General features: G+C 51.7%; 13 protein-coding genes and 1 tRNA gene. 4 read left to right on the plus strand and 10 right to left on the minus strand.

The features are described from left to right. Window positions 1–37 precede the first annotated feature (37 nt). The 10 genes from glpD to ACTIDN_RS09875 all read right to left on the minus strand — a co-directional run bounded on the left by glpD (window position 38) and on the right by ACTIDN_RS09875 (window position 11,553). Window positions 38–1,558: a glycerol-3-phosphate dehydrogenase gene (glpD, locus tag ACTIDN_RS09830; RefSeq protein WP_441376906.1), complete on the minus strand. Its 1,521-nt coding sequence runs from the start codon at window positions 1,556–1,558 to the stop codon at window positions 38–40. A gap of 105 nt (window positions 1,559–1,663) precedes the next feature. After that, window positions 1,664–2,452 (minus strand): DeoR/GlpR family DNA-binding transcription regulator, encoded by a 789-nt coding sequence (locus ACTIDN_RS09835; protein ID WP_441376907.1) that lies wholly within the window; start codon window positions 2,450–2,452, stop codon window positions 1,664–1,666. A 5-nt stretch (window positions 2,453–2,457) separates the two neighbouring features. Further along, entirely contained in the window at window positions 2,458–4,332 is a 1,875-nt protein-coding gene (recQ, locus tag ACTIDN_RS09840) for a DNA helicase RecQ (protein WP_441376908.1), read from the minus strand. Window positions 4,333–4,339: 7 nt separating this feature from the next. Continuing rightward, window positions 4,340–4,717, minus strand: a complete 378-nt coding sequence (locus ACTIDN_RS09845) for an OmpA family protein (RefSeq protein ID WP_441376909.1) — start codon at window positions 4,715–4,717, stop codon at window positions 4,340–4,342. 111 nt (window positions 4,718–4,828) lie between these two features. Then, window positions 4,829–6,529 (minus strand): thiol reductant ABC exporter subunit CydC, encoded by a 1,701-nt coding sequence (gene cydC, locus ACTIDN_RS09850; RefSeq protein ID WP_441376910.1) that lies wholly within the window; start codon window positions 6,527–6,529, stop codon window positions 4,829–4,831. A gap of 3 nt (window positions 6,530–6,532) precedes the next feature. Further along, window positions 6,533–8,254: a thiol reductant ABC exporter subunit CydD gene (gene cydD, locus ACTIDN_RS09855; protein WP_441376911.1), complete on the minus strand. Its 1,722-nt coding sequence runs from the start codon at window positions 8,252–8,254 to the stop codon at window positions 6,533–6,535. Between the two features lie 117 nt (window positions 8,255–8,371). Continuing rightward, complete coding sequence (locus ACTIDN_RS09860; RefSeq protein WP_441376912.1) at window positions 8,372–9,856, minus strand: sensor histidine kinase; 1,485 nt, start codon at window positions 9,854–9,856, stop codon at window positions 8,372–8,374. Window positions 9,857–10,139: 283 nt separating this feature from the next. Beyond that, entirely contained in the window at window positions 10,140–10,301 is a 162-nt protein-coding gene (locus tag ACTIDN_RS09865) for a NepR family anti-sigma factor (protein WP_415507787.1), read from the minus strand. Window positions 10,302–10,433: 132 nt separating this feature from the next. Then, a complete protein-coding gene (locus ACTIDN_RS09870; RefSeq protein WP_415507722.1) occupies window positions 10,434–11,009 on the minus strand; it encodes a sigma-70 family RNA polymerase sigma factor in 576 nt (191 codons plus the stop codon). A gap of 124 nt (window positions 11,010–11,133) precedes the next feature. Beyond that, complete coding sequence (locus ACTIDN_RS09875) at window positions 11,134–11,553, minus strand: sigma-70 family RNA polymerase sigma factor (RefSeq protein ID WP_441376913.1); 420 nt, start codon at window positions 11,551–11,553, stop codon at window positions 11,134–11,136. Window positions 11,554–11,743: 190 nt separating this feature from the next. Between ACTIDN_RS09875 and ACTIDN_RS09880 the strand changes: the two genes are divergently transcribed. From ACTIDN_RS09880 to ACTIDN_RS09895, 4 genes are all read left to right on the plus strand, one after another. Beyond that, entirely contained in the window at window positions 11,744–12,490 is a 747-nt protein-coding gene (locus tag ACTIDN_RS09880) for a response regulator (protein ID WP_415507720.1), read from the plus strand. A gap of 92 nt (window positions 12,491–12,582) precedes the next feature. Continuing rightward, window positions 12,583–14,397, plus strand: a complete 1,815-nt coding sequence (locus ACTIDN_RS09885) for an ABC-F family ATP-binding cassette domain-containing protein (protein WP_441376914.1) — start codon at window positions 12,583–12,585, stop codon at window positions 14,395–14,397. A gap of 57 nt (window positions 14,398–14,454) precedes the next feature. After that, window positions 14,455–14,529 (plus strand) — tRNA-Val (locus ACTIDN_RS09890). Between the two features lie 127 nt (window positions 14,530–14,656). Continuing rightward, window positions 14,657–14,797 carry a hypothetical protein gene (locus tag ACTIDN_RS09895; protein WP_441376915.1) on the plus strand — a complete coding sequence of 47 codons (141 nt, stop codon included), beginning with the start codon at window positions 14,657–14,659 and terminating at the stop codon, window positions 14,795–14,797. Window positions 14,798–14,915: the final 118 nt, after the last annotated feature.

The raw sequence follows: 14,915 nt of genomic DNA on the forward strand, positions 1-14,915 counted from the left end.
ATTCTGGGAAATAACTACCTGACCTTACTCTTGAGCGTCAGGCAGTCTTCTGTTGCACATAATCAGAGACTTTCTGTTTTTCTGCCTCACTTAGATGTAAGCCCAGCTTGCTCCGGCGCCACAGAATATCCTCTCCTGTCCGTGCCCATTCGCGCTCTATCAGATAGTCAACTTCACGGGTAGTCAAATCCCCGCCCAGAACTTCTCCCAAGTCCTTCAGGCTGGTGGCTTCCCCGATAATTTCGTAAACACGGCTGCCATAATTGCGGAGCAGACGCCATGCAGTTGCAGCTGGCAACCAGGGCGCGGCACGCCCCAAACGGGCAAGAGCAGCATCAAAGCCCCCGTCTCCAATGTCACCACCCGGCAGAACTTCGGTAGCTGTCCAGCTTACGCCAGCTACTGCGGGCAATACAGGAGCCAACTTCTCCAGCGCATGTTCTGCCAGCTTGCGGTAGGTGGTTATTTTTCCGCCGAAAATGGACAGAAGAGGAGCACCGTCTTGTGTGTCGAGATCCAGCACATAATCCCGTGTTACAGCAGAAGCGTTGGCTGAGGCATCGTCATATAGGGGCCGTAGACCCGCATAGGTCCAAACGACATCGCTTTCCTTGACATCTTTTTTGAAATAGCGGTTTACGCTTTCGCAAAGATACTTAATTTCGTCAGGAGCAATGCCGACCTTTCCCGGAGCTTCGTTCCAAGGAATATCTGTCGTGCCAATGAGAGTGAAATTCTGCTCATATGGAATGGCAAAAACAATTCGTTTGTCCGGGTTCTGGAAGATATAAGCCTGAGGCCCATCGAAAACACGCGGCACAATGATATGGCTGCCCTTTACCAAACGGACAGACTTTGAATTAGGAATATTGAGGGTTTCAGCAAGCAGGCGAGCAACCCAAGGGCCTGCCGCGTTTACAAGAGCGCGTGCCTGCACATGTGTCGTTTTCCCAGTAACCCGATCTTCCAGTTCAGCCTGCCATAGGCCATTGCTACGCGTTGCTTTTATAAGACGCGTACGGGTTCGAATGTCTGCTCCACGTTCTGCCGCATCCAGAGCATTCAGGACAACAAGCCTACTATCCTGCACCCAGCCATCCGAATAAACGAAGCCTTTGGTGTAATCGTCTTTGAGCGGCCGACCGGACGAATGCGTGCGGAAGTCAACAGCGCGGGATTTGGGGAGCGTCATGTTGGACGCAAGGTGATCATATAGGAAGAGGCCTGCTTTAAGCATCCACGCGGGCCGGACAAGTTTGGAATGTGGCAGTACAAAACGCATGGGCCATATAATGTGCGGCGCCATTTTCAAAAGCCGTTCACGCTCTGTCAGAGCCTCACGGACCAGACGGAATTCATAATATTCCAGATACCGCAGGCCACCGTGGATTAGCTTTGTACTGGCGGATGAAGTATAGCTCGCAAGGTCATCCTGCTCCACCATCAGAACGGACGCTCCGCGGCCAACAGCGTCACGCGCAATGCCTGCGCCATTTACGCCGCCGCCAACAATGAGCAGGTCGTAAGGACGATTTAGGGGAGCCGAAGTGTCTGCCATTTTCTATCCGATCCTACCGTCTGAAACTATGTATTTTCCTTCGTATCCGAAAATAAAAGGAAAATACAATGGCTCAATTATGACATTGAAGCTGTTTTTGGGAGTTTATTTTTCTTTTCCGAAAAATTCGCTTTGTATGACATGCAAATCCACACCGGCCTCAGTTACGATTTTGGCTAACGCGGTGGGCAAAGGTTGGTCTGTATAAAAGGAATTGATTTCGGACAAATGCCCAACGCGCGCCATGGGGCGCCGTTTGAGCTTTGTATGATCGGCTAGAAGGATGGTGGTGCGAGAGTTGCGGATGATAGCCTGTGCAGCATTGATTTCATCAGCGTCAAAATCAAGAAGCGTCCCGTCTTCGTCAATCCCGCTGATACCGATTACACCGTAATCCGCTCTATATTGCTCAATCATGGCTGCTGCCGCTGGGCCTACAATGCCGCCGTCTCTCAAGCGGACAGTGCCGCCAGTAATAATCAGGGTGCATTCTGGGGCAGGTGCCAGTAGAGAGGCTACATGAATATTGTTGGTAATAACCCGTAAAGCCCGATGGTTCCGTAATGAGCGGGCAAATGCTTCGGTTGTCGTCCCAATGTTGATAAAAAGAGACGCGCCATCAGGAATAACGCTTGCAGCCGCATGGCCGATGGCACCCTTGGCCTTGGGATTAAGAATCTGTCTTTCAGAATAGGCAATATTTTCGTTGGACGATAAGGCTGAGGCTCCGCCGTGGTGGCGTGCAATCATGCCCTCTGCTGCCATGCTATTCACGTCCCGGCGTACAGTCTGCACTGTTACATGGAGCGCTTTTGCCAGATCTTCATTTGCAGCATAGCCTTGTTGCTGCACGAGTTGCAAAATCTGTGCGCGTCTTTCCTGTATGGAAGCCATGCCAACTATACCTTTGCAGCAAGAACGGCTAAAACAGCAGCACCATAGCGCTCAAGCTTAGAACGGCCTACCCCTTTGATCAGGGCGAGTTCATCCAGAGAAAGCGAACCTGAGAGCGCAATATCTCGCAGTGCCGCATCATGAAAAATCACATAAGGGGGAATTTCCTGCTCTCTGGCTTCATCCAGACGCCACTTACGGAGGGCGTCAAAAATCGGCACTTTATCTTCGGGTAGTGCTTCCAGGCTGCTCTGGCTCTTCCCGCGGAGTGTCGCAGCATTTTCGAGTTCGGCAGTGGCATCGGCCCTGAGTTGTAAACTCTGCTCCCCGCGCAGTATCGGGCGTGCAATGTCAGCATTCAGGGCTAGGCCACCGTATTGCCCCTCGCTGCGCAAGGCTCCGTGGGCAATGAGTTGGCGGGTTACGCTGCGCCAGAAGCCTTCCGGTTTATCCTTACCAATACCCCAGACTGAAAGAGTGTCGTGGTGGTTGCGCTCAACCATATCGGTTCGTTTGCCGCGCAAAACATTAATGATGTGCAGCGCACCATATTTCTGCCCGGTCCGGTAAATTGTTGAGAGGAGTTTACGTGCAGCATCTGTGCCGTCAAAAGTCACGACCGGATGCCTGCAATTATCGCAGTGACCACATGGCTCGGAAAGCGTTTCACCAAAACAGTGCAAGAGCGCCGCAGTACGGCAACATGTGGTTTCCGTAAGAGCAATCATTGCTTCCAGACGGGCGCGCATCACCCGTTTTTCTGTGTCCGGTGCATTGGAAAGCTCCAGCCAGTGGCGCGCGCGCGCCATGTCGTCGCCGCCATAGAGGAGCACGGTATCAGAGGGCAGTCCATCACGCCCTGCCCGGCCAATCTGCTGGTAATATCCCTCTGGTGAGGCTGGCATATCCATATGAATGACTGCCCGCACATCTGGCCGGTCAATTCCCATACCGAAAGCAATTGTTGCAACAATAACAAGAGGCTCGCCGGAGCGAAAACGAAGTAGAGCAGCTCGCTTTTCCAAGGGCGAGAGACCTGCGTGGAAAGCAAGCGCCGTCCACCCTTTCTCCCGCAGGGAGGCCGCTATCCGCTCAGTTCTGGCGCGGCTGCCGCAATAAACGATAGAAGCTTCGTTTTTATGGCGTTCCAGCGCGGACACCAGCTGTTTCGTTTCCGAACCTTTAGGGAGGGCTGTAATATTGAGGTTGGGCCTATGAAAGCTGGAAACCAAGACACTCGCGTGCGGCATGTCTAATGCCGTCAGAATATCATCGCGTGTACGTTGGTCTGCTGTGGCTGTCAGAGCAATCCGCGGGACATCGGGGAAATACCGCGGCAGGGCTGCCAGTGCACGATATTCGGGCCGAAACTCATGCCCCCATGCAGAAATACAGTGTGCCTCATCAATCGCAACGAGAGAGATTTTTTGCCGGGAAAGCCGCTCTAATGTGCCAGAGGATAATAGTCGTTCTGGAGAGACATAAAGTATATCGAGAGTTCCGGCTGCCAAGTCGTTCCGAACTTTCGTTGCCTCGTCACTTTCCAGTTCTGAATGGAGGGCCGCCGCATTGATTCCAACCTGACGCAGGCCTGCTACCTGATCGTCCATTAGTGCGATAAGGGGGGAAACCACAAGTCCCATGCCGGGGCGGCATAAGGCGGGTACTTGATAACAAATGCTCTTGCCGCCGCCCGTTGGCATCAGGACAAGGGTGTCCTGCCCAGACATGACGCGCTCTACAGCTTGTGCCTGAAGGCTACGAAAGTCAGGATATCCAAAAACAGAGTGCAGCACCTCTTGCGGGGTGCTGCCCACAAACCGATCCCGCCCCTGTGCAACGTGATTATCAGGAGCAGGTGCGGTTTTAGGATCAGCCATTACGGAATTAGGGGCTAACCAGTTCGATTTCTACTCGGCGAGATCCGACTGTTGACCCTTCCGTGCTGGACGGTGCGCGCGGGGTTTGACGAATGCGGTCGCCAGATACCCCATCATCATGCAATTGCTGCGCCACCAGTTTTGCACGCTGGACAGCCAGAAGTGCATCGGCGGACAGGTCGTTCCCTGCGCCTGCATAGCCTTCGACCTGCACAATTTGAGAGGCATGCTTCTGTGCCTGAGCGGAGGCTTCAGCAATGACGTTGCGTGACGCATCGTCAAGCTCAACCGAACTGTTGGCAAAAAACACAACATACTTGCGGGGTGGCTCACTAGCACATCCGGCAAGGAGTGAAAGACCTAGAACAGTCAGCAGGCGGCGCATGCAATGGTTTCCCCAGAGGTATGGTTATCGTATAGCGATCTGCCATATTCTGCCTCTGCAAAAATGAACAGATGGCCTATTTGGTGCCCGTTAGTAAGCTTTTCGTCAATATTATGTCAGCGAAACAGAGGCTGTTCCGTCCGATAAACGCCAGATTCGATCCAGTTTTTCAACGCCAGTCAAACGATGGGCGATCAAAATAACCGTTCTTCCTTGCGTAACCTTATTCAACGTTTCCAGAAAATCATGTTCTGTTTGCGCATCTAACCCTGTTGCAGGTTCGTCAAGAATGAGAACGGGGGCCTGTGTCAGCAAGGTACGGGCCAATGCAATCCGGCGTCCCTGCCCCCCAGAGAGCTTAATGCCGCCCTCACCTAGCCATGTATCCAGTCCTTCGGGCAGATTACGGACAACATCTGCCACGGCAGCCTCTTCCAAAGCACGCCACAACTCTTCCTCAGTGGCATTAGGGTGGCCGAGTAACAGATTGGCACGAATGCTGTCGTCAAAAAGATGTGTGGCTTGAGATAGCCATGCAATCCGTTGGCGGAGAGATGGTGTATCAATATTTGCCAGATCTATCCCGTCAAAAGTGATCTGCCCGGATTCAGGGAATGCTGCTTTAAGAAGAAGCGCTGCAAGACTGGATTTTCCAACCCCAGAAGGCCCGAGTAGCGCGACGCGGCTGCCCGCTGAGATATCTAAGGTAAGGCCTTTAAAGACATACGGACGGTCTTCTGACCAGCGAAAATAAAGATTCTCAACGTGAATGGACGGATGTAAGGGGGCTTCTTGTGGGGCTATGTCTGCCGTATGAGTCGTGGGCTCACTGGTTGCAATGTCCATAACACGCTGGGCTGCTGCACCCATTGCGCCAGCTTGTAGGCCTGCCCGTGTCAGGGTTGCGGCACTTTCAAAAGCGGCGACAACCAAAAAGAGGCACCCGACACCGGCCAGAGGTGTAATATTTAGGAGTAATTTTCCGGACACTGCCGCAAGAACCAAAAAAATCGCGCTTTGCCCTAGAAGATAAGCAAGGGCATTCGCCTTTGCTGCACGCTTTGCCAAGCGCATCTGCCCGTCTAGCAGGACGTTATCTGTTGCTTGAATGTGAGCGAGGACACGTTTATCTGCGCCAAAAGCGCGTATTTCACGTAGTCCTCCGGCGAGATCCAACACACCGATCCGTAAGCTCGCCAAGTCACGCGTCAATTCTTCTGCCTCTTTCCTGCCCGACAACGCTATGAGGTAAGGAATGAGAAAGGCGGAACAGCCAAATAACACGGCAACCGCACCACCAAGAAGCATGTTTTGTTTGCCAAGAACCAGTAGCAGCGTGGGAACAGTCAGGCAGGCGCAGGCAAATGGGATCAGGATGCGCAGATAAAGACCATCCAACGTGCCGATGTCCGACACTAGACGGGACAGCATGTCGCCTGCCCGCTTAAAACCAAGCCCTGCGGCGGCTCCATCGGCAAGGGAGCGAAAAAACCAGACGCGTAAGGTTGCTAGTGCACGGAACATAGCATCGTGCGCAAACAGGCGTTCAGCATAGCGAAGTATAACTCGGCCCGCGCCTACCCAGCGCAATAAGCTCGTTGTAATCAGAATAGAGCCGAGTACTGTTCCCGCCACTCGTAATCCAGAGGTTTGCATAAGTGCAAAACCGAGGCAGAGAGCCAAGAGCGCTAACACAACGCCGATAATGAGCCGTGCGGCCTGAGCATGCCACAACGCCAAAATATGGCGCACAGCTTGCCAAGGCGTAAGCATGAGGTCGGCACGGCCTTTGTTTTGACGGAACTGATCCATTGTTTAGGCAGCTCCTTGCCGGCTTATAATGACGCCACGTTGCAAGTCTATGCGGCGTCCGTTGAGCATATGCGCGGCCGCAGAGTGCGTTGCCAGAATAACGGTTTTTTGTGCCGCTAAGCGCTGCAAGCTCAAAAAGACGCTTTTCTCGGTTAGAGGATCGAGGTGTGCAGTCGGCTCATCCAAAAGTAAGACTGGTGCATTTTTTAAATAAGCGCGGGCAATAGCAATCCGTTGTGCTTGGCCACCGGAAAGGCCAAAGCCGCCTTCTCCAATCATGGTTTCAAGGCCATTTGGTAAAAGGGGCAAAAACTCATCCACGGCGGCGGCTTTTAACGCGGCTTGCAACGTATGCTCGTCAGCATCGGGGCTGGCAAAAAGCACATTGTCTCGCAGTGAGCCGGCAAACAAAACGGGTTTCTGCCCGATCCACGATATCATACGACAGAGTGAGTCCGGCACAAGTGTTTCCAAGGGCGCACCATTTAGGAGCACACGGCCTGAATCTGGCGTTATAAATCCGAGCAGTAGCTCCATGATTGTTGACTTACCTGAACCTGATTCACCTGCCAGAATAAGCGTTTCTCCCGCAGGGACCGTAAAGCTGATATTCTGAAGGGCAGGTCCACGGGCTGGGTCCCATGTAAAGCAGACATCATCCAAGGCAACGGTAACACCGTTAGCGGTGACTGTTCGCGTGTCTAAAGACGGGGCAATAGAAATTTCAGGGGCTGGCAAATCCAGAATTGCAGTGGCGGCACCCTGTGCATGAGCACGATCTTGGTATGCGAGAGCCATAGATCTCAGGGGAGCAAAAAACTCCGGAATGACAATTAGAACAAACAGGCCATCCCGCAAGACTGGCTCAAGCAGGCTGTGTGTTCCAGTCGCATTTTGAGCCAGTGCATGTGCACCTGTGAGGATGGCAAGCACAATCAGTGCAACAACCATCGCACAATCTATCGAAGCAGAAGAAAGGAATGCTACCCGGAGCACTTTCATGGTGCGAAGACGTAACTCTTCTGCTGCGCTGGCAAGTCGGCTGGTTTCGTCTTCGGTTCGGCCTGAAAGCACAATTGTGGCTATGCCTTTTACACGGTCTAGAAACCGCGCCTGCAAGCGTGTCATGGCCAGAAACTGATTGCGAGATGCAACTGCTGCGCCGATGCCGAAAATGGCCTGGCAAAAAGGTACTGTCAAACCACATAAGCCAAGTATGAGCGCAGCCTGAGGGCTTACCAAATAAACAGGAATGAGGATGATAAGTGGGGCTGCAATCCACAATACTGAGGCAGGAATCCAGCGTGCAAAGAAACCATCCAACGCTTCAATCCGATCAACCGCAGTTGTCGCCAAAACGCCACTATGCGTGTTGCGCAGAAGGGCTGGCCCACCAGTAAGGATGGAGTGAAGAACAGAGTTGCGTAGCCGCCGTCTAGCATTAATGCCAGATTTCGCAGCAGCAACATCACTGCCCATCATACAAACGGCACGCATGAGTGCGAGAAGTATAAACCCATACAAAGGCCATGATGGACAAGCAGGTACCGGACCATCGCTCAAACTCATAAGGGCACAACCGAGCAAGGTGGCAATACACCATGCCTGCCCTACCCCACACAGAGGAGAGATTAGACCAAAGAGGATAACTGGCCGGGCGGCCCGTCGCCCCAAAAGCGACTGTTTCCGCGTCCAGGTTCGTATTACTGCTTTTTCACCGCTCATGGAGATAGCCGTTTATACCGGACAGCGCGTAACGCAAATAGTTAACCACGCGCGGCCCGACTGCAAACATGGCATATCGGATGCTCTCCTCCACTTTTTGACCACACAGAGTGGCGGCTATTTCTGCTCCAATGGAAAAACAAAACTGTAATGTGTTCCATTTTGGCAATTTTGAACGAATGTGGCGTTAAGCTGCCGTGCAAAGCCTTTAATAAGTTTAAGACCAATGCCCTGTTGACCACTTATGTCGCATTGGTCCGGTGTGCATCCAATCCCGTTATCCCCTATATTTAGGGTCACAATCTTGTCTGCATGGGTCAACGAAATAGATATTATACCGGAACGGCCGTTCGGAAACGCATATTTTATAGCGTTGGTTACCAACTCGGTTACAATCAAGGCGAGTGGTACGGCTTGATCGGGATTCATGGAAAAGTCATCACAGCTTATCTCCATATCAATCCTGCCAGTCTCATATTCGCCAGCAATATGAAGGGTCTGCCCACATAACTCTTTTAAAAAGCTGGACATATTAAGGCTATCCAGCCTGTCTTCTGCGTACAGACTACGGTGGAGGGTGGCGAGAGCCCTCACTCTGTCCCGTGCTAACGCAAATTCTGCCCTAAACTCAGGATTGGAAATACGACCAGCCTGTAAATTTAGCAGCGATGCGACGATTTGCAGATTGTTTTTCACACGATGGTGGATTTCGCGCATTAGAAGCTCTTGATGCGCCATAGCCTCTTTGAGGCGGGCCTCATGTCGAGACAATCTTCGTGTTGCTCTGGTAAACGCTTGGCCTAACCGTTGTAGCTCCAGAGGCATGGCGCGCGTAATTCGACCATCGAACACGCCCTCCATCTGCCACTTTTGCACCGAATAAGTAAGCCGGCGCAGTGGCCACACCAGAACGACATTAGCTGCAAGAGTTACACCGCCCAAGCCAATGATCAGGAGGAAAACCAGCCCTGAAATTTCCAGCACCATGGTTCTCAGCGCGCTGCTTTCATGTGGGGTTCGTGGTGTCGTAACCAGAATATCGGTTCCACCCGCTATGGCTCCGAGAGCATAACCACCATCAGCACTAGAAAATGACGCAATCGTGCCAGTCCCGTCATTAAGCTGCTTTCTAAGCTGCTTTACGATGTGAGTTGGAGGGGGTGTCCATTTGCAGTCCGTGCATACTGCTTTGAGATTATTATTTTGATCAACCAGCCATGCCTGAAGAGGGTTACTTTCGTCAGCAAAAGCCTGCCAACCAGCGGCACTGGAGAGAAAAGAGGATTTCCGGGAAAGCTTTAAGACGCCCACCAGATATCCATGCGTCTCAGGAATGGAAAGAAAAACGGCAGGCACGGTAATGCGCAAGAAGGAGCCCTGCTCCTCTGTGCCATCGTTAGTCTGCACCGCTTCAAGGGGAGTCGCATCGAATGATGGGAGTGGGTCTGGTCTTCCAACAGATGCACATTTGCCGCCCAGAGGCGACACGGCATGAATCTGTTCACCGTCAGCATCCAAAACTCCGAGATAGCAATATCTTTGCCCGCTCATTGTCTCTGCAAGAGAGAGTGCATGACCTATTTGGTCAGGCGTCAAGCCCATGCTGCCAATGGTTTCCAGTGCACTCCGGAGGCGGTCTGTATCATGACGAAACTGCAGGTCTAGACGCGTAATAGCTGTGGCCGCACGTTGGGCGCTGCCAACCATCAGTTCATGATAGTTATGAATCGCCATTGCGGAGCCAATGCAAACCACTGGCACCGCTGACAAGCCTATAATCAGGCGCATTCGCGCACTTGTTGTGCTGAACGTGCGGCCTAACCCATACAAGATATATTGAAAAGCACCCCGCAATGAATGCGGGAACTTCTCATGCTTGGATGTTTCAGGCCTCGTCCCGACGGTCTTCTTCAATGAGCTTCAACAGTTCTTCTGGTATGGGTTCATTTGCCACGTCATCGAAAAGCTGGTGAAGCCCTCTCTTGAGCCAGAGATCAAACGCCTGATCAGACGTTTTTGGGGGCGCTCCGGCCTTGTCTTCATCCATAGATTTTTCCATGCGGCGGTACGACCATGGCCCGCCTAACGGAAAAGTCATGTTTTCTGTCCGAATAGCAAACATCTGACATGCCTAAACCCGCTAGTTCGCCCTATAAGTTGCCTAATGAGGCCGCGCCCATCAAACCCTACGCGATGCAGGGTGTTCTTCTGCATCGCGGTCGAGTTTGCGACGAAGTGCCGCAGCCTGAGATTTCAGACGTTCATTACCAACATGTTCTTCACCTGTCATCCATACTTCTAGCTGACGACGTGCACGGAACACCCGACTTTTTGCCGTACCAACAGCGCAACCTGCAATTTCAGCCAATTCCTGATAGCTCATGCCTTCCAGAACACCCAAAACAAGAGCTTCACGCTGGTCGTCCGGCAGGCGAGATAGAGCGGCATCAAGATCTTTCAGGATGATGCGGTCTTCATGTGGCGCGTTAGTTGCAAGGAAAGAGGCGGGCATGTCGTCGACATCTGTTGTTTCGCGCTTTTTGCGCAGATCAGAGATGAAGCGATTTCTAAGGATACGATGCATCCATGCTGGAAAATTCGTCCCAGGGGCGAAGCTGTTTTGTGCGGCAAGAGCATTGCAGACCGCATCCTGTACCAGATCTTCTGCGGCTGCCCGGTTACGTGTGAGAGCCAGAGCTTGCACACGCAGCTTAGGCAGAATGGCGATCACTTGGTCATGGAATGAAGTCGTCATCGGGATACCCTTTGCTTTTAATGCGTTCTTGCAAAGGGAATGAATGAGAGCGTGGAAAGGTTACAAAGAATTTTCAGAAAAATATTCTCGCAAGAAAAAATTATATATTACAGTTGGTTACATTTTAGGAAGAGAGCTTCATTAATTCGGACCGGGCGCGGGAGACACGCGTTTTCATTGTCCCCACAGATGCATTGCATACCAAAGCAGCTTCTTCGTAGCTCATGCCTTGTGCGCCAATCAAAACCAGCGCTTCCCGGAGTAATGGGGAAATTTTCCATAACATCTCATCTAGGTCGTGTAAGGCCTGACGATCGGGGCCGGTAGGCTGGCTGGCTGTCTGTATGGTTGCATCAGACGCGTAATGCTCCAGCACTTCCTGTTCTTTTTTTCGGCGCCGCGCCTGCTCAAGAAACATGTTACGGAGTATCGAAAAGGCCCATGCTTTTAAATTTGTGTCTTCCTGATATTGCTCTGATTTGGCCAATGCACGTAGAATTGTGTCCTGCACCAGATCATCCGCAGTCGAGGGGTTGCGTGCCAAAAAACGTGCAAAAGCCCGCAATGATGGGATGATGGAGAGTAGCTCTTTCCTAAAATGTGATGCAGAGGCGCTACTGTCCTGTAAATTATTGCTTTTCAGAACACTTACCTCTTCCTGTGGACGGTTGCGCGTGTCATCGTTATGTCCCCGCGGGTTTTAACATTCTTACTCCACGCTAAGGAGATTTGTCATGCCAGAGTCACAGCGCGATGCTTTAATTCAAGCTCTTCCTTATGGCAGACGATACGCACGCGCCTTGACGCGGAGTCAATCACGGGGCGATTTGCTGGTTGCGCAAAGCTTGCGCAGCCTTACAACCAATCATTCTGGAGACGACCTTCCAGCCTTATGCCGCCTCTATCGTGAGATTTCGCGGCATTTTTTAAATCACGTTCATGTTGATGCTTCCAAAAATGAATTAACTGTCGTGCAGCGACAGATTCTCCTCCTTCTGACGTTGGAAGAAGTCTCGCTGGATATGGTTGCAAAAATATTAGATATGACGCCGCAACAGACTAAGGAAGAAGCTGATAAGGCTTATGCCTACCTAAAAACAGGCATTCAGACTTCTGTTCTGATTATTGAAGATGAACCTATTATCGCGATGGATATTGAGGAACTGGTTCTTCAATGCGGCCACAAAGTGGCTGGAGTGGCCCATACTCAGGCAGATGCCATCCACATTGCCCAGAAAACACGGCCGGGTCTGATTTTAGCAGATATCAATCTGGGAGCTGGCGGTGATGGAATGCGCGCTGTGGCCGAGATTACGAAAACACATAATGCTCCCGTTATTTATGTGACCGCCTACCCCGAACGTCTGTTAACCGGTGAAACGTCAGAACCCAGTTTCGTGATCACGAAGCCTTTTGAGCCTTTGACACTGGCGGTTGCCACTTATCAGGCGGTGAGCAAATTTGAGTTGGCTCATTCTTAAAACCCAGATTCAATTACAACCGGAACATTTTTTAATCGCAGATTTTTCGTCCATATCTTGCATAACTTGAAATCATGACCCAGAAGTGCGGTATGGCACTTCCTCCCCTTTTGCACCTTCAAGATGTCTCTCTTACCCTAGGGGGGCGGCCGTTACTGGATAAAAGCAACCTTGCCGTTGCGCGGGGGGAGCGTGTTTGCTTGGTGGGGCGCAATGGCTCGGGTAAATCGACGCTCCTGAAAATTGCAGCCGGTGTTATCCAACCAGACTCTGGTAGTGTTTTTGTACAACCCGGAGCAAAGCTGCGCTATTTACGCCAGGAACCTGACCTTTCAGGTTTCACAACAGCATCTGATTACGTACAAAGTTGTATTGATGAGCCGGAAAATGCTTGGCGCGCGGAAGCTTTGCTAGATGCACTCGATTTGGATGGCTCGAAAAAAGCAGCCCATTTGTCCGGGGGTGAAACGCGTCGATGCGCCATAGCGGGTATTTTGGCGGCTGCACCAGATGTCCTGCTACTTGATGAGCCGACAAACCACCTAGACATGCCAACGATTGAGTGGCTCGAGAAAGAACTCTTGAGTTTAAATTGTGCCATGGTGATTATCAGCCATGACAGGCGCATGCTTTCGACTTTGTCCCGTGCCGTTGTCTGGCTTGACCGAGGCATTACACGTCGTTTGGAGCAAGGCTTTGAACGCTTTGAAGAGTGGCGTGAAGAAGTTCTTGAGCAAGAAGAGCGCGATGCACATAAGCTTGATCGGCAAATAGCTCGAGAAGAAGATTGGATGCGCTACGGCGTGACTGCGCGTCGTAAGCGGAATGTTCGCCGTGTAGGTGAGTTGGCCGCATTAAGACAGGCGCGCCGAGATGCTGTGCGTGCCACGGGAACGGTCACTCTTGTTGCGCAGTCTGCCGGCACATCGAGCAAGCTTGTTGCGGTTGCTGAGCACGTCAACAAAGCTTGGGGCGACAGGACAATTGTCCGAGACCTTAATCTCAGGATACTGCGTGGCGACCGTCTTGCTATTGTCGGAGCTAATGGTGCAGGGAAAACAACATTACTTCGCCTTCTTATAGGTCAGGACTCCCCCGATAGCGGGCAGATTGCTCTCGGTCCGTCGCTCGCAATGGTTTCGCTTGATCAGCAGAGAAAAACGCTTAACCCAGAGCAAACCTTGGCTGACACCCTCACAGGCGGTGGTGGTGATATGGTCCAGATTGGCGATGAGAAGCGACACGTCATTGGCTATATGAAAGACTTTCTTTTTAGGCCAGAGCAAGCGCGTACACCAGTAAGCGCACTGTCCGGTGGGGAGCGTGGCCGGCTTATGCTTGCATGCGCGCTAGCTAGACCTTCAAATCTTTTGGTTCTGGATGAGCCAACCAATGATCTTGATTTGGAAACCCTCGACCTATTGCAAGATATGCTGTCTTCTTATGATGGGACTGTCTTGCTTGTAAGCCATGATCGAGATTTTCTCGATCGAGTTGCAACATCGGTACTCGCTACAGAGAGTTCTGGCACCTGGATAGAATATGCGGGTGGCTACAGTGATATGCTAACGCAGAAGAAAGGTGGACTTTCAGAGGATATTAAAACCGGCATACCTGTTGTCAGCGTGGCACAACCTGCCGTGGTAGCCAAAGCTCCAGCGAAAAAATTGAGTTATAAAGATCAGTTTGCGTTGGATAATTTGCCCAAAGAAATAGCAAAGCTAGAGAGCAAAGCTCAAATTCTTCGGGGTAAGCTTGAAGATACAAGTTTGTATGCAAAAGACCCTAAAGCGTACTCTAAATTCACAACAGATCTGGAAGAGCTTGAGCAAGCTCTCGCTTCGGCTGAAGAACGCTGGCTGGAGCTGGAAATGAAGCGAGAAGAACTGGCTAACACCACGAAATAACAGTAAAAATTGGGTTGCCAACCCTGCTAAAGTTGGCTATCACCCACACCAACAACCGGGCGCGTAGCTCAGCGGTAGAGCATCGCCTTCACACGGCGGGGGTCACAGGTTCAATCCCTGTCGCGCCCACCATGAAATCAGCAGAAAACTGCGGTTTTTATGGGTTCCCGGTCGTTTCCCCATTTAGTGATTTTGATTGATTATGTGCATTCTATGCACTCTAAATCGCTCTTGCACGTGCAAAATCCGTGCAAGGTTTTTGCTTGAAGCGAGAGCGCTTCTACTCAAACGGGCTACCCCGCCTGCCCGCTTTGTTCAGAAAGAAAGCGACACCCAGAACACCCAGAACTGTGAAGCCTCCCGCAAGGAAGGCTTCAACATACTCGATCACGATGCCTGAATGGCCGCATTGTCTGCCGTGCACTTGGCAAACAGTGCTGCAATCTGGTCAGCAGTCGGGCCGGTTTTGCTTTTGCTCTGCTCCAGAGCGCTGGCCACGGTCTCGTAGACCTCTGGGC

This window comes from Acetobacter sp. (genome assembly GCF_052102375.1).
Taxonomy (GTDB): Bacteria; Pseudomonadota; Alphaproteobacteria; order Acetobacterales; family Acetobacteraceae; genus Acetobacter.